This window comes from Pseudomonas sp. NPDC088429 (assembly GCF_044753305.1).
Lineage (GTDB): Bacteria > Pseudomonadota > Gammaproteobacteria > Pseudomonadales > Pseudomonadaceae > Aquipseudomonas > Aquipseudomonas rustica.
Map to the genome: position 1 here is coordinate 218171 of NZ_JBIVMX010000002.1, position 18952 is coordinate 237122.

Sequence of the window (18952 nt, forward strand, 5' to 3'; positions counted from 1 at the left end):
AATTTTACCCATGGCTTACGAAACGATTCTGCTGGAAAACCACGGCCGCGTTGGCCTGATCACCCTCAATCGTCCGCAGGCGCTGAACGCCCTGAACGCGCAACTGGTCAGCGAAGTGAACCAGGCGCTGGATACGCTGGAAGCGGACGCGAACATCGGTTGCATCGTCATCACCGGTTCGAAAAAAGCTTTCGCCGCCGGTGCCGACATCAAGGAAATGGCCGAGCTGACTTACCCGCAGATCTACATGGACGACCTGTTCAGCGACAGCGATCGCGTGGCCAACCGCCGCAAGCCGATCATCGCCGCCGTCAACGGTTTCGCCCTCGGCGGTGGCTGTGAACTGGCGCTGATGTGCGACTTCATTCTGGCCGGCGACAACGCCAAGTTCGGTCAACCGGAAATCAACCTCGGCGTGCTGCCGGGCATGGGCGGCACCCAGCGTTTGACCCGCGCCGTGGGCAAAGCCAAAGCCATGGAAATGTGCCTGAGCGGGCGCTTGATTGATGCGGTGGAAGCGGAGCGTTGCGGGATTGTCGCGCGGATTGTGCCGAGTGATGAGCTGCTGGATGAAGCGCTGAAAGTCGCTGCGGTGATTGCCAGCAAGTCGTTGCCGATTGCGATGATGGTCAAGGAGAGTGTCAACCGTGCGTTTGAAGTGAACCTGACGGAAGGCGTGCGTTTTGAGCGTCGAGTGTTCCATGCGGCGTTTGCGACGCAGGATCAGAAAGAAGGGATGGCGGCGTTTGTGGCCAAGCGTGCGCCGGAGTTCCAGGGCAAGTAACGCTGTATTTGAGTGCAGGATCAAAAGATCGCAGCCTTCGGCAGCTCCTACATGGGAATGCGTTTCCTGTAGGAGCTGCCGAAGGCTGCGATCTTTTGCCGTTAAAGCTGATAGTTCTTCAAATCCCGCGCAATCACCATCCGCTGAATCTCGCTCGACCCTTCATAAATCTGGGTAATCCGCGCATCGCGGTAGTATTTTTCGACCGGATAATCTTCCAGATACCCATACCCGCCATGAATCTGAATCGCCGACGAACAGACCTTCTCGGCCATTTCCGAAGCAAATAACTTGGCCTGCGAAGCCTCCGATAAACACGGTTTCCCCGCCGAACGTAATCTCGCCGCGTGCAAGATCAGCAGCCGTGACGCATTGATCTGCATGTGCATGTCCGCAAGCATATTGGCGATGCTCTGGTGTTCGATGATCGGCTTGTCGAACTGCACACGATCCTTCGAATAGGCCAACGCCGCTTCAAACGCCGCGCGGGCAATGCCCAATGCCTGAGCCGCGATACCGATACGTCCACCTTCAAGATTGGATAGAGCAATCGCCAGACCTTTGCCACGCTCACCGAGCAGATTGGCCTCGGGAATGCTGCAATTGTTCAGCGTCACCGCGCAGGTATCCGACGCACGAATGCCCATCTTGTGTTCAGTGCGATCCACGATAAAACCAGCGGTATCGGTCGGCACCAGAAAGGCCGAGATGCCTTTCTTGCCCAGCTCCGGATCCGTCACCGCAAACACAATCGCCAGTCTCGCCCGTTTGCCGTTGCTGACAAATTGCTTGGCGCCGTTGATCACCCACTGGCCGTCACGCAATTCAGCGCGGGTGCGCAGGTTGTGCGCTTCGGAGCCAGCCTGCGGTTCGGTCAGGCAGAAGCAGCCGATGGTTTTGCCACTGGCCAGATCCGCCAGCCAGGTTTGCTTTTGTGCTTCGCTGCCGTAATTGAGCACCGGGCCGCAGCCTACTGAATTGTGGATGCTCATGAATGCGCCGGTCGCGCCGTCACCAGCGGAAATCTCTTCCACCGCCAAGGCATAAGCGACGTAGTCGACGTAGGTGCCGGCCCATTCTTCGGGAACCACCATGCCGAGCAAACCGAGCTCTCCCATCTTCGCCACGAGCGCGTCGTCGATCCAGCCTGCCTTTTCCCACGCTTGTGCGTGCGGCGCGATTTCGCCACGGGCAAAATCGCGGGCCATGTCGCGGATCATCACTTGTTCTTCAGTCAGTTCGAGATCGTGCATGGCTCAGCTCCCGCTCTCATCAAAACCGTGGAAGAAACTCGCGACGTGCGCAGCGTCCAGCGCGGCGAGGGTCGGCGGGTTCCAGCGTGGTGACTTGTCTTTGTCGATCAGCAGGGCGCGTACGCCTTCGATCAGGTCGCCGCGAGCGAACCATTGGCGATCGAGATGCAGCTCCAGTGCGAAGCAATTTTCCAGGCTCAGGTGGCGACCGCGACGGAGCATTTCCAGGGTGACGGCCATGGCCAGCGGCGAGCGGGTTTCCAGCAGATCAGCCGTGGTGGTTGCCCATTCATGGCTGTCGGCAACGGTCACCGCGCGCAGTTGCTCGACCATGCTTGGCACGTCCGGCAGGGCGAAGAAATGGTCGATGGCTGGGCGCAATTTTTCGAGCGGTGCGTCGGGCAGGGTTTGCACGCCGTGTTTGGCCAGCAGGTTTTGCAGCGATTTGAGCGGCGTGTCCTGCCATTCCATCGCGTCGAGTTTTTCGTCGAGGAGTGCGAGTTTGCTGCTGTCCAGATACCAGTCAGCCAAGCCGCAATACAGCGCATCGGCGGCGCGAATCTGCACGCCGCTGACGCCCAGATAAATCCCCAATTCACCGGGAATCCGAGGCAGGAAATAGCTGCCGCCCACGTCCGGGAAATAACCGATCGCCACTTCCGGCATCGCCAGACGGCTCTTCTCGGTGACCACGCGCAGATCCGCGCCTTGCACCAGGCCCATGCCGCCGCCGAGGACAAAACCGTCCATCAAGGCCAGCACCGGTTTGCGGTAGTGATGAATCGTCAGGTCGAGGGCGTATTCCTCGACGAAGAAATCTTCGTGCAGCGTGTCGCCACTTTTGAAGCTGTCGTACAGGGAGCGAATGTCGCCGCCGGCACAGAAGGCTTTTTCACCGGCACCGCGCAGCACAACGGCATAGACATCGACATCGGTCGCCCAAGCGTCGAGCTGCTGTTGCAGCAGGCGCACCATATCGAGGGTGATGGCGTTGAGGCCGGCGGGGCGGTTAAGGGTCAGGTGCCCGATGTGATTGCGAACCTCGGCCAGCACTTCGTTTTGCGTGGCATCCATGGACTGAGTCCGCGGGGATGAAGCCTGAGCTGTCATCAGTAACTCCCTGCTTTTATTGTCTTTATTCGAGAAGCTCGCGCGCGAGCGTTACCGGATCGTAACAGTGCAAATTTGCCATGTACAACGGGGATATGTGCAGGGGCTGTCTGCGTTTTTGCCTTAACGCACGATCGCATTGTAGGAGCTGCCGAAGGCTGCGATCTTTTGATCTTGAAAAACAAAGTCAAAAGATCGCAGCCTTCGGCAGCTCCTACAGGGGATTATTTGAAGGTCGCGGTGATGCTGCGGCGTTTGGCGTGCAGTTCGCTGGCGTGGATCAGTTGTTCGAGGTCTTCGGGGGTGATGTCGATGAAGGCTTCCATGTCGGCCAGCGCCAGCTTCAAGTCTTCGGCGGTGATTGCCTGGTTGTCCACCGGGGCCACCAATGGCGCCGGTTCCGCCGGGCGTTTCGGATAACGAATCCGCGTCAGATTGTTGTACGCCAACGCACTGAGCAGCATGCACGCGGCGCCGAGCATCACCGGCTCCATGGCTTTCCAGTCCATGGCGATCGTTGCGGGATCGGCCAGCACCAACGTCAATGCCAACGCACCCGCCGGTGGATGCAGGCAACGCAGCCAGCACATCAGAATCAGCGCCATGCCCGCCGCCAGGCACGCACTGCCGAGGGTTCGCCCGAGTACATGAGCCACCAGCAAAGCGACGACACCGGCACACAAGTAACCGCCGAGAATCGACCATGGCTGGGCGAGGGCGCCGGACGAAACGGCAAACAGCAACACCGCCGAAGCACCCAGCGGCCCGATCAAGTGGTACGCGACTTCATGACCAAACACCTGCGCGCACAACCACACACTGAACAGCGTGCCGAGCGCCATGCCGATCGCGGCGCGGCTCCATTCGGTGGGGCGGGTATTGATGGCGGCGGGCAACCAGCGAGCGAGCATGTAAAACCGATCCTTCTACAAATTCCGGACAAAAAAAAGGACTCGTCCGGCAATCCGGAAAGCCCTCGAAGTGTTCCAACATTGGGGGAGGAACGCGCACAGTGTGCCGATCTATTTCTATGCTGACAAATTCATATAAATGCAGTTTCAGTGCATTACTTTTGAACTAAAGGGGCACGACGTCCGCTGATTACGCACAAATAACCACCCACCGCCGCCAATGCGCTCAATGCGTAGAACATGCTCGGCGCGGGCGTGTGCATCAGTAGAAACCCGCACATCACTGGACTCGCCGCGCCACCGAGTGCCGCCAGATTCTGCGCGCCGTAATAGCTGCCGCGCAGTTCTTCCGGGGCGAGGGTATCGACGAAGAGGAAATCCGCCGGGTAAATAATCATCTCGCCCAAAGTGAAGATAAACATCGCCATGCACCAGCCCACCAAGCTGTCGGCGAGGCTGAAACCGATCAACCCGACGATGAACAACGCCGTGCCGCCGGCTATCCAGTGACGCAGGTGTTCGCGCTTGAGGAATCGGCCGATCTGGTACTGCAGCAAAATCACCGTGATCGCATTGCAGGCGAGCAGGGCGGCCATGGTGTCCAGCGTCTGTTGCTGGGTGTGCGTGACCAACAGGTATTGCGACAGGTACAGGGTGAAGCGCCCGTGCACCAATGTGCTGAGCAGGCAACCGAGAGTGAAGAGGATCATCGTCCGGTCGTTTTTCAGGATCATCAGGGTGTTAAGAAAACTTTGCGGCGGCCTGCTCGAAGTCTCCGTGCTTGCCTCCTTCCTGGCGCCCAGCAGCAGAAAAATACTGCCAATGGCAATCGCCCCGGCAACGATAAACGGCGCGGACGGCTGAACCCCGGCAATCACCACGCCAATCATCGGGCCAACCGCGTAGCCGATATTGGTCAGCGTGTAGTTCAGCGAAAACGCCTTGACCCGTTGGCCCACCGGCAAGTTTTCACTGAGGATCGCCTTCGAGCAAATCAGGAACAGAGCTGACGCGGTTTCGCTGATGATCAGCACCAAGGTGACCAGATACAGGTTCTGCGCGAAGGTCAAAAGCATCAGACCGATGCCGCTGGAGAGCATGGTCAGGATCAGCAGCTGACGCTTGTCGAGTCGGTCGATGATGTAGCCGCCGTAAAGCGATAAAAGTGTGGCGCTGAATACGGCGATGCCCAGCAGCAGTCCGACGTCTTGGGGGTTGAGGCTGAGTTTGTTGCTGAGGAAGAGTGTGAGTAACGGACTGATAAGGGCGCGGCTGATGACAACGGTCAGGGAGGCGACCATTAGCCGGCGGATGAGGGGGGAGTAGATGGCCACGGGGAGGTCAACGTCCTTTTTGGGGGCTTGGCGGGAAGTTATCGTGTCCGGGACCCACGATTCAAGGTGGGCTGCGAGCTCGGGCGAATGCAGGAACAAGGGACAAGGGACAAGCCGAATCTCCACCTCGGCGCTTTCTAAAATCGTCAGAAAAAAGCATATGACCGTTTGTCGGGACTGTCAGATCTTACAGGTGTTGAGAGCAAAGAGAGCAGATTAGGGTAATGGCAAGCAATCGAACACGAGTACCCCTCTCTCTTTAGAGTGTGCCCGATATGACGGACGAAACTGATCAATCAATCATTGGCGATAGCAGTGGCGAGAATCCAGGTACGGAATCGTCGCAGGTTCAAGCGGATTACCCCAAACCTGTTCCGGATAGCGACCGGTTCGCGGGCCCGTTTCCTGGCAAAACGACGTTTACCGGATCTGTACCGAACCTGAGTCAGATACCCGCCGGCGACCGTATAGTGGAAATCTGGGAATCGAAGACAAAACTTGTTGCATCTGTTCCCCTTTCAAGCGATGGAAGGTGGACGGCCACACTGGATACCGTCGACAGTAAACCTTTCTATGCTGCCAAGCTGGTTAAAGGGTCTGCCTACTTTGATTTTAGTAGTTTGATGTATACGGCTCCACTGAAGGTACTGACTATTAACCAGCCTGCAAAAGACTGGGTTGGTGCTTTTCCCACTATTTCAGGAACTAATGCTTACCCTTTGGCGCCAGTGAAGCTCTATCGAAATGGGGATGGAAATACCGTTTATGGGAGCACCAATGCTTCAGCATCTGGAACTTGGTCGATACTCGTCACGGGTGTTTCGCCGGCAAGCGTAATGGATTTTACCTGTCGGCAATCCTGGGGTGATGTGCATTCGCAATGGGCCCCAGCCGTCAAGTTCAAACTGTTAGCACCACCAACCGTGGAGATTCCAGCTGGAAGTATCGGCTTGCTTGCATCCATTTCCGGCACTGCGACCGGTGCCTCGAGCGGAACTAAAGTAAATGTTTACCGTGATCTCAGTAACGAAAAACTATGTATTGGATTACCGCATCTGATAGAGCGATGGCAAGGGAATCTCACCAGCGCCATGAAACCCGGCGTAGTGAATGTCAGGGCACAACAAGACGACCGTGGAGTTTTATCAGAGCCCAGTCCCCTTTACACTCTTCGGGTACATCCAGACGCACCTGTTATTAGCGAAATCCGTTGGTCGAATCTGGCCATGATATTCAAGGGCAACGGATACAGCGGCGCTACAGTCGAGATATATCCTGAGAGCGGAGAGCCGATTTCCACGACTGTTGTCAATACACAGGGTGTTTTCGAGCGTAATATTGTCGTGCTGCCTGGCACTTATAAGGGCTGGAAAATCAGGCAAAAGATCCAAGATGGCGCAGGTTGGATTTTTTCTCCCTATTCTTCAAGTGAAATCAAATTTGACGTGCCAACCCCAGACCCGACCGTCAACACGCCGACCTTGATCGGGCAAATTCCCACCGTTACCGGACGGGGCAGTGTCTGGCACGGGCAGGAGGCTGCAACTATCGTGGTCCAGCTCATCGGCACAACGACGGTTACTTTGTCGCCGGCAGCCGTCACAGCCACCGGCGACTGGACGGCGACAACCGCTACAGCGGTTGCACCGGGCAGCTATACCGTGTCGGTACGGCAGTTGATGAATGGCGTTTACTCACTACCGGTTACCGCCCCAGCGCCCTTGATTATCAAACCACTGGCACCCGCAGACATTCTCGTGGTTCCCAATGGTCTGTCCGCAACGGTTACCGGTAGTTGCTGGCCACGCGCTTCACTCATACTCCTTTTCAAAGTCGGAGGCGAAGAGATTCCGATTCCGGCAATAGGCGCTCCAGACGGCAAATGGACGTTATTGCCAATGACATTTGTGCCAGGTGACTACACCTTTACGGTCACACAGACTGTTTCTGAACAAACATCTCCTCCTGCCGGCCCGATTGCATTCAACATTGCTACACCTAAACCCGTGATCACATTCCCGGGCAATCAACAGGAAACAGGCTTCCGACCCGAAATCGAAGGGACAAACGGATACGATGGCGCCACCGTCGCAGTGTTCGACAACAAGGTGGAAGGCCCGGCGCTGGGTCAAACTATCGTGCCTGCATCGGGTGCATGGACGGTAAATCTGAGCAAAAACCTGACCGTGGGCGAACACGATATTTTTGCCCTGCAGACCTTTGAAACGCAGGCGTCCCAGCCCAGTGCCTTTGTACTGTTTAACGTGATGGTGCCAGTCCCATCGATCGTTGTTCCCGTCAATAACCGTTATTACGCACGACGCAGCGAGTTTTCAGGTACAGCCCTGCCCGGTGCCAAGGTCACGTTGTATCTCGTCGAGAATCCAGGCCTGCCCAATGAGACGGAGATCGAGTATCTACCGCCCGGCGGCGTTGTTGTCGACGTCAATGGCAACTGGAAGGCTAACGTGTTTTTTGAGCAGGTAGGCTCGAAAAACCTGCGGATCAAGCAGGCATATGCCGGCGGAACACGATCCAGTGTTACACGCACGTTTCTCACGGTTCCCAACGCACCAATGATCGAAAGCCCAAACGCGGGGGAATCAGTCAATCCTGCGGCGGTGGTGCTCTCCGGTCACGGCTTTCCCGGTGACAACGTTAAAGTTCGCCGCAAAGGCTATACCGAAGTCATTGGCAATTATGTTGTGAATGCCGTCGGCCAGTGGTCAGGCACGTTGACCAGTACGCTCAATGGGGCCAGTCCCTACAGCCTTGAAACATGGAGCACCAGAGATGGTCTCGGCGGTGATATCAGTGACGCAGCCGTCGTCAATCTGCAGGATCTCGATACCCCTTTTATTGAACACCCATCACCCGGTGACGTGCTCGTCTCACGATTGGTATTCAGCGGCCAAGGGCTGCCCGGTGCGAAGATCCAGGTGGCGGATCTATTCAACCCGGAAATTCCACTCGCTCCGGTGACAACAGTTGATGAGTTTGGTGAATGGTCAGTAAAAGGCAATACCAATTTTGTCGCCGGTCCCCACTGGGTGATCGTGCAACAGGCGTTGGGCGAGAAGAAATCGCCTTGGGTGCGCAGTGGACGATTCATTATTGAGACTCCGCCCACAGGGTTTATGGCGCCTACGCTCGATAGGCCTTTGCCGGGTGCTCAGGTTGGGCTTGAGCCTATGCTGGCCGGGCGCGGTGTGGCTGGCGCGGAACTCTTTCTCCTCCACAATGGCAACACAGAATCACTGACGCATGTCAATGCGCAGGGATGCTGGTCTGCACGTCTTCCTGAGCTTGCGGTGGGTAAGTTCACGTTTGCGATCATTCAGGCTCGCCTCAATTTCTGGTCTGCACCATTGACGCCAGATGTCACCGTGGATGTCATTCAAGTCAACGACAACTTCGCCGCACCCACGGTTGAGTTCCCGACGCCTGGTTCTACCGTTGACGCTCGTTTCTGGCTCAGTGGCAAAGGCATGCCAGGGGCAATAATCAATGTGCACAAATCACTACACGGTGCGACGGTGTACGCCAGCGTCTTGGTTGATGCTTTCGGAAACTGGCGTGCGTGCGTAAATCAGGCGATACCTGTCGGAATATTCAGCCTGACCGTCCGGCAACTTCTAGACGGAAAAAGTTCTGCGTTTTGCGATGACGTCGTGGTCACTGTCAACGACGCACTTCCAGTTCCGTTTTTCGACAACACCCCCGTCGGTTCGCAGATTGCACCCGTAACCCGAATCTATGGGACCGGGTTCCCAGGTGCAAAAGTCGTCCTGCACAAATCCGGTGATGCTTCTACCGTTTGGGGCGAGGGTGAAGTTAATGCCAAGGGCTACTGGGCGATCTGGACAAAATCCTTGCCACTGGGGCCTTTCACGATGACAGCGAAACAGGTGAAAGGAACGCTTAACAGTGGATGGATGCCCCAGCGTGCGTTGACCGTAGTGAACGCGGGGTAAGGGGTTCACGGGAAAAGCCGAAGGCTGCGAAACAACGGCCGCCTTCGGCATCGCCTACGCGGATCAAAACGCAGCAGCCACACGCCCAGCATCAAACCGCGCAACCACCTGAACACCCTGCCGTGAATCACCTGAAACGGATACGCGGCAATGATCGCCGCCATCGGCAGCATTGGCAGCAGATACCGCGCTTTCTTCGCCTGTGGAATTGACACAATCACCGCCCCGGCAATCGCACTCGGCGCCCAGGCAGTGAAAGCGTTGACCGTGCCAAACGGTAACGACAACAGCCAGATAAACAACGTCGACAGCACCGAATAATCGGCATACGGCTGACCATACGTGGTCGGAAACACCGTCGGCCCATGGCGCAGCATTTCCTGCGCAAACAACACAAACCGCGAGTCAAAACCAATCGGCGCCTGCCCATAGACCCCGGCCATCAGCAATAAAAACGCCAGCAGTCCTGCGATCAGGGCCTGCCGGCGAATCTCAGGCGAAAACGTGATCAAGCGACGTCGGATGCGTGCGGCCATTGTTGCAGCGGGATCGGCAATTTGCGCGATTCGCCACGGCCCATCGGGAAGTACTGGATACCGTTGCGCTCCAAGCGCTCGGCGTCGTACAGGTTGCGACCGTCGAAGATCACCGGATTGTTCAGACGCTGTTTGATCAGCTCAAAATCCGGTGCCTTGAACTGCTGCCATTCGGTGCAGATGATCAGTGCATCGGCGCCCGGCAATACCGATTCCGGGGTGCCCATCAGCATCAGTTTCGATTCGTCCGGATAAAGGTTCTGGGTTTCCTGCATGGCTTCCGGATCGAACGCGCGCACGCTGGCACCGGCGGCCCACAATTCCTCCAGCAACACACGGCTCGGCGCATCGCGCATGTCGTCGGTGTTCGGTTTGAACGCCAGGCCCCACAGGGCGAAAGTCTTGCCGCGCAGTTCGCCTTGATAGAACGCATTGATGCGTTCGAACAACTTGTGTTTCTGCCGCTGATTGATCGCCTCGACCGCTTGCAGCAAATCGCTGGAGCAATGCGCTTCTTCGGCGCTGTGGATCAGCGCGCGCATGTCTTTCGGGAAGCACGAACCGCCATAACCGCAACCCGGATAGATGAAGTGATAACCGATGCGCGTGTCGGCGCCGATGCCTTGGCGCACCGACTCAATGTCGGCGCCCAAGTGTTCGGCGAGTTCAGCGATCTGGTTGATAAAGCTGATCTTGGTCGCCAGCATGCAGTTGGCGGCATATTTGGTCAGTTCAGCGCTGCGCAGATCCATGAACATGATGCGGTCATGGTTGCGGTTGAACGGCGCGTACAGATCGCGCATCACGTCGCGCACGTCATCACCGTCACAGCCGATGACGATGCGATCGGGGCGGCGGCAGTCAGCGACCGCCGAGCCTTCTTTCAAAAACTCAGGGTTGGAAACGATATCGAACTGCAGCAGCCGACCGACCTTGATCAGCGCTTTCTCGATGTGCGCGCGCAAGGTATCGCCGGTGCCCACCGGTACTGTGGATTTCTCCACCAGAATCAGCGGCTGCTCACGATGCCGGGCAATCGCATCGCCCACCGAGAGCACGTAACGCAGATCCGCCGAACCGTCCTCGCGTGACGGCGTTCCCACGGCAATAAACGCCACCCGACCGTGCTGCACCGCGAGTTTCTCATCGGTGGTGAACAGCAGGCGTTTGGAATCGAGGCCTTCGCGCACCAGGCTGGCCAGCCCCGGTTCAAAGATGCTCACGTGGCCCTGACGCAACAGGTCGACCTTCTTCTGGTCGACGTCCATGCACACGACATCATGGCCAACCTCGGCCAATACCGCCGCTTGCACCAGACCGACGTAACCGCTGCCAAATACTGTGATTTTCATGGAGCACTCCTGAGTGCAGGCGCACGAGCCGGACGCGTGTTGATGGTGATGACCCCGAGCATGACCAACGCCACGCCCAGCGATTTAGTGAAACTGAAGGATTCGTTGAACAGCGGCAGACTGGCCGCCAGCAGGTACACCAGCGCGTAGCTGATGCTCAGCAGCGAATAGGCGCGGCCCAGCGGCAAGTCGCGCAAGGCGAGCAGCCAGCACAACATTGATAAGGCGTAGGCAAAAATCGCTGCGACAACTACGGCCAAGGCACGCAGGTCGAGGCTGTCGAATGCCAGCCATTGTTCCGGTGTGGGCAGGCGCGTCATGCTCCAGCGCATTGCCAGTTGCGCGGCGCTGACCAGCAAAACGCTGCCGAGGGCGAAAGTGATGCCACGACGTTGATTCATGACTGTTGCCCCAGCAGAGCCACGCCGCCGATGACCAGCGCGACACCAAGCCAATGCTGGCGGTCGATCGGTTCACGGAAAACGAAGCGCGCAATCAAAGTGATCAGCACGAAGTTGAGGCTGAGCATCGGATAAGCGATGCCGACTTCAATGCGCTGCAACACCAGCAGCCAGACCAACAGGCCCGAGCCGAGGGCGAGCAGGGCCAGCCATAACCACGGCGAGCGCAGTTTGGCGGTCAACGAAGAATCGCCGCGCCAACTCTCCACGGCGTACTTTTGCGCGACCTGTCCCAGACAGGTCAGCAGGCAAGCGGCCAACAGCAGCAACAGGCTCATGACGCCTCCTTGGGCAGAATCATGATCACCAGGTTGCCCTGCTCGTAGCGGACGCCGTCCTTTGGCAATCTGTCGATTTCGTCCAGTTCGTCCTGCCCCTTGACGCGCATCACCACGCCGACCGAACCGCTGCGGCGCGCCTCGCGCATCCACTGTTGCACTTGATCGGGATCGACCCGCTGTTGAATGCCGTCAGGATAGGCAAGGCCATATTTCAATTCGCCTATCGTGTTGTACAACGCGACTTGCGGGGTTTTCAGACGCCAGGCCAGTGCAGCGGCGGCACCCAGATCATTGCTCAGCAGATGATCGGTCTGAGCCAGTTCAGCGACGTGATGTTTGATGAATTGATCGGGCATCTTGTTGGCGACCACCGATTTCGGCAGCGCCGCCGGCAGTACCGCGATCAGCAACAGGCTGCCGAACGCCGGTGCGGCCCAACATTGCAGCGGCAGAAAGGCTTGCAGCAGGTTGGCGATGATCCAGCCGATCAGCCCGATAAACACCAGCACCAGACTGTGCAGTTCGTGGTCGTACAGCGGCCGGTTCAGTTGCAGGTACACCAGCGCAATCAGCGTGACGATGCCCAACAGCAGATTGAGCAGGCCGTTCAAGCCCAGCGCTCGACCCTGTTCCAGCCGTAAACGGTCGGCCAACGCATTGCCCAACAACAGCGCCATCGGCAGCAGGCACGGCAGAATGTAGGTCGGCAACTTGCCGTTGCTCAGGCTGAAAAACAGCAGCGGCATCAGCAGCCACAGCAACAGAAACACCACGGGGGGCTGGGCGCGTGTCTGCCATGCCTGCTTGAACGTTGTCGGGATCAACCCGGCCCACGGCAGACTGAACGCCAGCAGCAGCGGCAGGTAAAACCACCACGGCGCATCGTGCTGGGCGTCGTCACTGGCAAAACGGCGGATGTGTTCATGCCAGAAGAAGAACCGCCAGAAGTCGGGCTCTTGCGCATGCACCGAGAGCACCCACGGCAAACTGATGAGGATCGCGATGGCAATCGCCACCGGGCCGTATGTCAGCAGTTCCCGCCAGCGCTTTTGCCAGAGCATCCACGGCAGGGCGATCAACACCGGCAACAACCACGCGAGAAAACCCTTGGTCATAAAACCCATGCCGCACGCCAGCCCCAGCACTGCCCAGGCCAGCATGCGTTTGCCATTGGTTTGACTGTCGACGGCAAACCACAGCGCCACCAGACTCAGGTTGACCCAAAAGGTGAACTGCGGATCGAGGTTGGCGTATCCCGCCTGGCCGGCAACGATGGTGAAACTCATGTAGAGCAGGGCGCAGGCAAAGCTCTTGCGTGGCTCATTCCACAAACGCCTGGCGATCAGATAACAGAGCAACATGCTCAACCCGGTGCTCAGCGCCGAAACGAAGCGCACGCCGAACAGGTTCTGTCCGAACACATTCTGCGCGAGCGCGATCATCCAGTAGCCGGCAATCGGCTTCTCGAAATAGCGCAGGCTCATAAAGTGCGGCGATACCCAGTTGCCGCTCAGCAGCATGTCCTGACTGATTTGCGCGTAGCGTGTCTCATCAGGAATCCACAAACCGTGCGAGCCCAATGGCAGCAGATACGCCAGCAAGCAGATTCCCAACAACAGCAGCAGCGGCAATGCCCAGCGTTTAGTCATGCGCCTTGCACTCCCAGCCAGCCTTCACGGCCATCGAGAGTGCCGCGCTGTACGCGACCCACGGGCAAGGTGTTGAAGAACTCGGGCAGCAAGTCGCCCAGCGGTTTGAAGTCGATACCTCGCTGGCGCGCATCGGCCAGCAAGTGACGAAAATCCTCAGCCATCAGAATCCCTTCTACTTCGGCATGAATGGTGTAGACGTTGAGCATTTCCGGGCGAAACCGCTCAAGGATGAACGCGTTGAAATCCTGCGCGGCGACAGCAGGGCCGACCACCTCATCGAAGGTCGGCAGATCCACCGGTATCTGCGGCGTGCCGGGCGTGCCGTCCGCCAACAACGGACGGAACAGCTGCGACCCCCGGCAATCGCTGTTGTAGCGAAAGCCGAAGGCTTGCTTGGCCTCGATCACACGCTCGTCGGCGCGCCAACCGGCGGCGGCGGAACAGGTGATTTTCTCGCCAAGGATGTCGCTCAAGGTGTCGACGCCCTGACTAATCTGCTCGATCAGTTGCGCGTCGCTCCAGCGCCCGGCATTCGCTTGCCAACCGTGGTGATCCCACGCGTGCAGACCAACTTCATGACCGGCGTCACGGGCCTGACGCATCAGGTGCCCGAGCTCGCGGCCAATCGGTTTGCCCGGCCACGCGGTGCCGGCCAGCAGAATGTCCCAGCCATACAGGCCGGCGGCATTGGAACGGAGCATCTTCCAGAGGAACTGCGGGCGGATCAGGCGCCACAGATGCCGGCCCATGTTGTCCGGGCCGACACTGAAGAAAAACGTCGCCTTGATCTGCGCCTCTTCGAGCATTTCCAGCAAGCGCGGCACTCCTTCACGGGTGCCGCGAAAGGTGTCGACGTCGATACGTAGACCGGCCTGCATCAATGCTTGTCCGCGATTTCGAGCATGGCTTCACGGAGGAAGAAATCCAGCGTATTACCAATGGTCTCGCGCATTTCCACGGTTGGCGTCCAGTCGAGCAGGCGCTTGGCGTTGGCGATGCTTGGCTTGCGGTGTTCCACGTCCTGATAACCGGCGCCGTAGAACGCCTTGCTCTCGACGTCGCGGAAGCCGGCGAACGGCGGGAAGTTACTGCGCAGCGGATGCGCTTCGAACTGAAGCAGGAGCTCTTCGCCCAACTGACGAATACTCGCTTCGTTGTCCGGATTGCCGATGTTGATGATCTGGCCGTTGCAGACGTCGTTGTCGTTATCGATGATCCGCGCCAGTGCTTCGACGCCGTCAGCGATGTCGGTGAAGCAGCGTTTCTGCTCGCCACCGTCGAACAGACGAATTGGCGTGCCTTCGACCAGGTTGAGGATCAGTTGGGTGATGGCGCGGGAACTGCCGATACGCGCCGAATCCAGACGATCAAGGCGCGGGCCCATCCAGTTGAAAGGACGGAACAGGGTGAAATTCAAACCCTTGGCGCCGTACGCCCAGATCACGCGGTCGAGCAGTTGCTTGGACACGGAGTAGATCCAGCGCTGCTTGTTGATCGGGCCGACCACCAGGTTCGAGGTGTCTTCGTCGAAATGCTTGTCCTGGCACATGCCATAGACTTCCGAGGTCGACGGGAAGATCACGCGCTTGTTGTACTTGACGCAGTAGCGCACCAGTTTCAGGTTTTCTTCGAAGTCGAGCTCGAACACGCGCAGCGGGTTGCGGGTGTATTCGATCGGCGTGGCGATGGCCACCAGCGGCAGAACCACGTCGCACTTCTTGATGTGGTATTCGATCCACTCGGAGTGAATGCTGATGTCGCCTTCGACGTAGTGGAAATGCGGGTGGCTGCGCAGACGGTCGATGGCGTCGGAACCGATGTCCAGACCATAGACTTCGTAGCGATCATCACGCAGCAGACGCTCGGACAAGTGATTGCCGATAAAGCCGTTGACGCCAAGGATCAGCACGCGCGTGCGACGTGGCGCACGACCGGATTCAGCGCCGCGCAGCAGCGAACCGTCGACCAGACCCAACTCACTGGCCAGTTGCGGGCCGCTGAGGAACAGGCCGTTGTCGTTGCGCTGGCCGGAGAGAATCACCAGCGAATCTTCACCGCAGGCAATGCGCAGCGGATCGACACTGATCACCCGGCCCGGCGCCTGACCGTCGTTGCCTTTGACGACTTCGGCACTCCACACGATCAGCTTGTGCTCGCCCACAGCGCAGAACGCGCCCGGATAAGGCTGGGTGACGGCGCGCACCAGATTGAACAGTTGCTCAGCAGGTTTGGCCCAGACCAGTTTGCCGTCCGCCGCCGTGCGACGACCGAATACCGTGGCTTGCGATTCGTCCTGCGCGGTTTCGCTGGTCTTGCCTTGCAACATCGCTGGCAGGGTGTCACGCAACAGATCGGTCGCGGCGATACGCAGTTTGCCGTGCAGGCTCAGCGCGGTGTCGCTGCGCTCGATGGCCACGCGTTGTTGCGCGACGATGGCGCCGGCATCGGCACGTTTGACCATGCGGTGCAGGGTCACACCGGTTTCGCTTTCGCCATTGACCAGCACCCAGTTCGCCGGAGCGCGGCCACGGTAGCTTGGCAGCAACGAACCGTGCAGGTTGAACGCACCTTTTTTCGCGGTGGTCAGCAGCTGTTCGCTTAGCAGGTTGCGGTAGTAGAAGGAGAAAATGTACTCAGGGTTGAGCTTGGCAATCCGCTCGATCCACAGTGGGTGGTTAACGTCTTCCGGCGCATGCACCGGGATGCCTTTGCTGGCGCACAATTGCGCGACTGAGGCGTAGAAAGCGTTCTCTTTCGGGTCGTCGGCGTGAGTGAACACGGCGGCAATGTCGTAGCCGCTGTCGAGCAAGGCTTGAATGCCGGCGCAGCCAATATCGTGGTAGGCGAAGACAACAGTTTTTGCGCTCATGAGAGAACCTGACCGGTAGTAGAAGTAGAAGAAAGACCATCAACCGTGATCGCAGGCGCCGGGTGGGAAGGGTGGCTGCGCAACACTTTTTCAATGAAGAAACGCGGGCGGGCGCGCACGTCGCTGTACATGCGCCCCAGGTATTCGCCGAGCAGGCCCATGCCGATGAACTGGCCACCGGTGAACACGAACAGCACCGCGAACAGTACGAACATGCCGTCACCGGCCCATCCGGCACCGAACACCAGACGCAACACAATCAACGCCGCAGCGAATAACACGCCGAGACCGGCCATGGCGAAACCGACAATGCTCAACAGGCGCAGCGGCGTGGTGGTCATGCAGGTGATCAAGTCGAACATCAGGTTGATCAAACGCATCGGGCTGTATTTCGAATCACCGTGTTCACGCTCGGCGTGGGCGACGACGATTTCGGTGGTGTGGCGGGCGAAGCTGTTGGCCAGAATCGGGATGAACGTGCTGCGTTCACGGCAGGCGAGCATTGCGTCGATGATCGTGCGGCGGTAAGCGCGAAGCATGCAGCCGTAGTCGCTCATGGCGACGCCGGTGGAGCGCTGCACGGCGAGGTTGATCAGCTTCGATGGGTAGCGGCGCAATGCCGAATCCTGACGATTGCCGCGCACGGTGCCGACCACGTCGTAACCTTTTTCCGCCTCGGCGACCAGACGCGGAATTTCTTCCGGCGGGTTCTGCAGGTCGGCGTCGAGGGTGATCACCACATCGCCTTTGCATTGTTCGAAGCCAGCCATGATTGCCGCGTGCTGGCCGTAGTTGCGGTTGAGAATGACCGCCACGAACGGGCTGTCTTCGCGGGTCGCGGCTTCCTCAAGAATGTTGGCGGATTCGTCTCGGCTGCCGTCGTCGACGAGGACAATTTCATAGTCGTGACGCAGCATCCGGCACGCCGCTTCGGTGCGGCGCAGCAGTTCCGGGAGGCTGTCCTGTTCGTTGTAGACCGGGATGACGATCGACACGCAGCGAATCGGATAGGGTTTCACAGGCGTTTATCCATGAGGGTGGCGATGGCCCCGACCACGCGATCAAGGTCTTGATCGCTCATGTCGGGGAACAGCGGAATCGAGCACAGCCGTGCCGAGTTCCATTCGGTGTTGGGCAGGTATAAATCCGGGTCACGCTGGCGATACCAGGTGTGCAGGTGGGTGGCGATGAAATGGATGCCGGTGCCGATGCCCTGATCCTGCAAGCCCTTCATAAAGGCTTCGCGATCCATGCCGCAGCGCTCGCTGTCGATGCGCAGGATGAACAGGTGCCAGGCGTGCTGTTGTGCGTAGGTGGGCAGGGCCAGTGGCTGCACCGGCAGGCCTTCGAGTTTTTGCCGGTAAGCCGCAGCGAGTTCGGTGCGGCGCGCATTGATCTCGTCCAGCCGTTGCAGCTGTACCAGCGCAATCGCGGCGTTGATGTCGGCGAGGTTGTATTTGAAACCCGGCTCCATCACTTGTGCCTGCGGCTTGCGGCCACCGGTCAGGCGATCGTAGGCGTCAACGCCCAGACCGTGGAACTTGAGCATGCGCACACGGCTGGCCAACGCTTCGTCGTCGGTGACGAACATCGCGCCTTCGGCACAGGTCATGTTCTTGATCGCGTGAAAGGAGAAAATCGCTGTGCCGTGCGAGCCGACATGACGACCTTTGTAGCGAGTGCCCGCTGCGTGGGCGGCGTCTTCGATGATCGCGATGCCATGCTTCTCGGCCAAGGCGTACAGCGGATCGAGGTCAAATGCCGCGCCGGCGTAATGCACCGGGATGATCGCTTTGGTGCGTGGGGTGATCGCCGCTTCGATACGTGCTGCGTCGGTCATCAGCGTGTCGCGGTCGACGTCGACAAATACCGGTTTGGCGCCAAGCAACGAGATCATGTTGGCGGTCGACACCCAGGTTTGCGAAGGCGTAATCACCTCATCACCGGGGCCGATGCCTAACGCGAGTAAAGCGATGTGCATACCACCTGTGGCCGAGGAAAGTGCAACGGCGTGACGGCAACCGATATAGTCTGCGAACTGTTCTTCCAAAGCCTGGTTTTTAGGCCCGGTGGTTATCCAGCCCGAACGTAATACTTGTTCGACGGCGGCTATTTCTTCTTCACCGATACTCGGACGCGAAAACGGCAGCAACGCTTGACTCATAAGAACCTCGAGGCGACAGCCATCCTTCAGCCAATTGACTGAAAAACACGGGATTTCAATGGTTTGGAAGACCGCCCGGGGAATGCCTGATTGACTTTTATGCCCACGGACGGCAGGTTGTAGGCCTTTCGGGGCAACCTGTTGTAATTAAGGTTATGCCGGTTTTTGTGAAAGGAACATCAAAAAGCGGTCGGCAAATCGTCTATCGTTGAGCCGTACAGCCGCCGTTCAGACTTCTTCCATTCATCGGCACTTTTAATAGAAAAGTCCT

Annotated in this window: 14 protein-coding genes and 1 pseudogene; 2 read left to right on the forward strand and 13 right to left on the reverse strand. The window is 58.4% G+C overall.

Going from position 1 to position 18952, the window contains the following annotated elements:
* The first annotated feature begins 10 nt into the window (after positions 1 to 10).
* On the forward strand, positions 11 to 784 hold the full coding sequence (locus ACIP66_RS02520; protein ID WP_053120263.1) for an enoyl-CoA hydratase: 774 nt from the start codon (positions 11 to 13) through the stop codon (positions 782 to 784).
* Between the two features lie 101 nt (positions 785 to 885).
* Here the strand turns inward: ACIP66_RS02520 and ACIP66_RS02525 are convergent, their stop codons facing one another.
* The 4 genes from ACIP66_RS02525 to ACIP66_RS02540 form a co-directional block, all read right to left on the reverse strand.
* Positions 886 to 2037 carry an acyl-CoA dehydrogenase family protein gene (locus ACIP66_RS02525; protein WP_400645014.1) on the reverse strand — a complete coding sequence of 384 codons (1152 nt, stop codon included), beginning with the start codon at positions 2035 to 2037 and terminating at the stop codon, positions 886 to 888.
* Between the two features lie 3 nt (positions 2038 to 2040).
* Entirely contained in the window at positions 2041 to 3147 is a 1107-nt protein-coding gene (locus ACIP66_RS02530; RefSeq protein ID WP_400645016.1) for an enoyl-CoA hydratase/isomerase family protein, read from the reverse strand.
* 224 nt (positions 3148 to 3371) lie between these two features.
* Positions 3372 to 4058: an HPP family protein gene (locus ACIP66_RS02535; protein ID WP_400645018.1), complete on the reverse strand. Its 687-nt coding sequence runs from the start codon at positions 4056 to 4058 to the stop codon at positions 3372 to 3374.
* 155 nt (positions 4059 to 4213) lie between these two features.
* Positions 4214 to 5392 carry an MFS transporter gene (locus ACIP66_RS02540; protein ID WP_400645020.1) on the reverse strand — a complete coding sequence of 393 codons (1179 nt, stop codon included), beginning with the start codon at positions 5390 to 5392 and terminating at the stop codon, positions 4214 to 4216.
* Positions 5393 to 5667: 275 nt separating this feature from the next.
* Here ACIP66_RS02540 and ACIP66_RS02545 point away from each other — a divergent pair, with 275 nt between their 5' ends.
* Positions 5668 to 9366 (forward strand): hypothetical protein, encoded by a 3699-nt coding sequence (locus ACIP66_RS02545; RefSeq protein ID WP_400645023.1) that lies wholly within the window; start codon positions 5668 to 5670, stop codon positions 9364 to 9366.
* A 206-nt stretch (positions 9367 to 9572) separates the two neighbouring features.
* On the opposite strand, the pseudogene ACIP66_RS02550 reads toward ACIP66_RS02545, so the two are convergent.
* The 9 genes and pseudogenes from ACIP66_RS02550 to arnB all read right to left on the reverse strand — a co-directional run.
* A pseudogene (locus ACIP66_RS02550) lies at positions 9573 to 9902 on the reverse strand (glycosyltransferase); the annotation flags it as partial.
* Positions 9875 to 11254 (reverse strand): UDP-glucose dehydrogenase family protein, encoded by a 1380-nt coding sequence (locus tag ACIP66_RS02555; protein ID WP_400645024.1) that lies wholly within the window; start codon positions 11252 to 11254, stop codon positions 9875 to 9877. The pseudogene ACIP66_RS02550 and the gene ACIP66_RS02555, both read right to left, overlap by 28 nt.
* Positions 11251 to 11655, reverse strand: a complete 405-nt coding sequence (gene arnF, locus ACIP66_RS02560) for a 4-amino-4-deoxy-L-arabinose-phosphoundecaprenol flippase subunit ArnF (protein WP_400645026.1) — start codon at positions 11653 to 11655, stop codon at positions 11251 to 11253. Before arnF ends, ACIP66_RS02555 begins: the two co-directional genes overlap by 4 nt.
* Positions 11652 to 11993, reverse strand: coding sequence for a 4-amino-4-deoxy-L-arabinose-phosphoundecaprenol flippase subunit ArnE (gene arnE / locus ACIP66_RS02565; protein WP_400645029.1), 342 nt, complete (start codon positions 11991 to 11993; stop codon positions 11652 to 11654). The genes arnF and arnE overlap by 4 nt, the downstream gene beginning before the upstream one ends.
* Positions 11990 to 13645 carry a lipid IV(A) 4-amino-4-deoxy-L-arabinosyltransferase gene (gene arnT, locus ACIP66_RS02570; RefSeq protein WP_400645032.1) on the reverse strand — a complete coding sequence of 552 codons (1656 nt, stop codon included), beginning with the start codon at positions 13643 to 13645 and terminating at the stop codon, positions 11990 to 11992. The genes arnE and arnT overlap by 4 nt, the downstream gene beginning before the upstream one ends.
* On the reverse strand, positions 13642 to 14526 hold the full coding sequence (gene arnD, locus ACIP66_RS02575; protein ID WP_400645034.1) for a 4-deoxy-4-formamido-L-arabinose-phosphoundecaprenol deformylase: 885 nt from the start codon (positions 14524 to 14526) through the stop codon (positions 13642 to 13644). Before arnD ends, arnT begins: the two co-directional genes overlap by 4 nt.
* Complete coding sequence (gene arnA, locus ACIP66_RS02580) at positions 14526 to 16517, reverse strand: bifunctional UDP-4-amino-4-deoxy-L-arabinose formyltransferase/UDP-glucuronic acid oxidase ArnA (RefSeq protein ID WP_400645037.1); 1992 nt, start codon at positions 16515 to 16517, stop codon at positions 14526 to 14528. The genes arnD and arnA overlap by 1 nt, the downstream gene beginning before the upstream one ends.
* A complete protein-coding gene (arnC, locus tag ACIP66_RS02585; RefSeq protein WP_400645039.1) occupies positions 16514 to 17536 on the reverse strand; it encodes an undecaprenyl-phosphate 4-deoxy-4-formamido-L-arabinose transferase in 1023 nt (340 codons plus the stop codon). The genes arnA and arnC overlap by 4 nt, the downstream gene beginning before the upstream one ends.
* Positions 17533 to 18681 carry a UDP-4-amino-4-deoxy-L-arabinose aminotransferase gene (gene arnB, locus ACIP66_RS02590; RefSeq protein WP_400645042.1) on the reverse strand — a complete coding sequence of 383 codons (1149 nt, stop codon included), beginning with the start codon at positions 18679 to 18681 and terminating at the stop codon, positions 17533 to 17535. Before arnB ends, arnC begins: the two co-directional genes overlap by 4 nt.
* Positions 18682 to 18952: the final 271 nt, after the last annotated feature.

Bases quoted from the DNA above. Each gene is read 5' to 3' on its own strand.
- ACIP66_RS02520 (WP_053120263.1), top strand. From the start codon at position 11: ATGGCTTACGAAACGATTCTGCTGGAAAACCACGGCCGCGTTGGCCTG.
- ACIP66_RS02525 (WP_400645014.1), bottom strand. From the start codon at position 2,037: ATGCACGATCTCGAACTGACTGAAGAACAAGTGATGATCCGCGACATG.
- ACIP66_RS02530 (WP_400645016.1), bottom strand. From the start codon at position 3,147: ATGACAGCTCAGGCTTCATCCCCGCGGACTCAGTCCATGGATGCCACG.
- ACIP66_RS02535 (WP_400645018.1), bottom strand. From the start codon at position 4,058: ATGCTCGCTCGCTGGTTGCCCGCCGCCATCAATACCCGCCCCACCGAA.
- ACIP66_RS02545 (WP_400645023.1), top strand. From the start codon at position 5,668: ATGACGGACGAAACTGATCAATCAATCATTGGCGATAGCAGTGGCGAG.
- ACIP66_RS02555 (WP_400645024.1), bottom strand. From the start codon at position 11,254: ATGAAAATCACAGTATTTGGCAGCGGTTACGTCGGTCTGGTGCAAGCG.
- arnF (WP_400645026.1), bottom strand. From the start codon at position 11,655: ATGAATCAACGTCGTGGCATCACTTTCGCCCTCGGCAGCGTTTTGCTG.
- arnE (WP_400645029.1), bottom strand. From the start codon at position 11,993: ATGAGCCTGTTGCTGCTGTTGGCCGCTTGCCTGCTGACCTGTCTGGGA.
- arnT (WP_400645032.1), bottom strand. From the start codon at position 13,645: ATGACTAAACGCTGGGCATTGCCGCTGCTGCTGTTGTTGGGAATCTGC.
- arnD (WP_400645034.1), bottom strand. From the start codon at position 14,526: ATGCAGGCCGGTCTACGTATCGACGTCGACACCTTTCGCGGCACCCGT.
- arnA (WP_400645037.1), bottom strand. From the start codon at position 16,517: ATGAGCGCAAAAACTGTTGTCTTCGCCTACCACGATATTGGCTGCGCC.
- arnB (WP_400645042.1), bottom strand. From the start codon at position 18,681: ATGAGTCAAGCGTTGCTGCCGTTTTCGCGTCCGAGTATCGGTGAAGAA.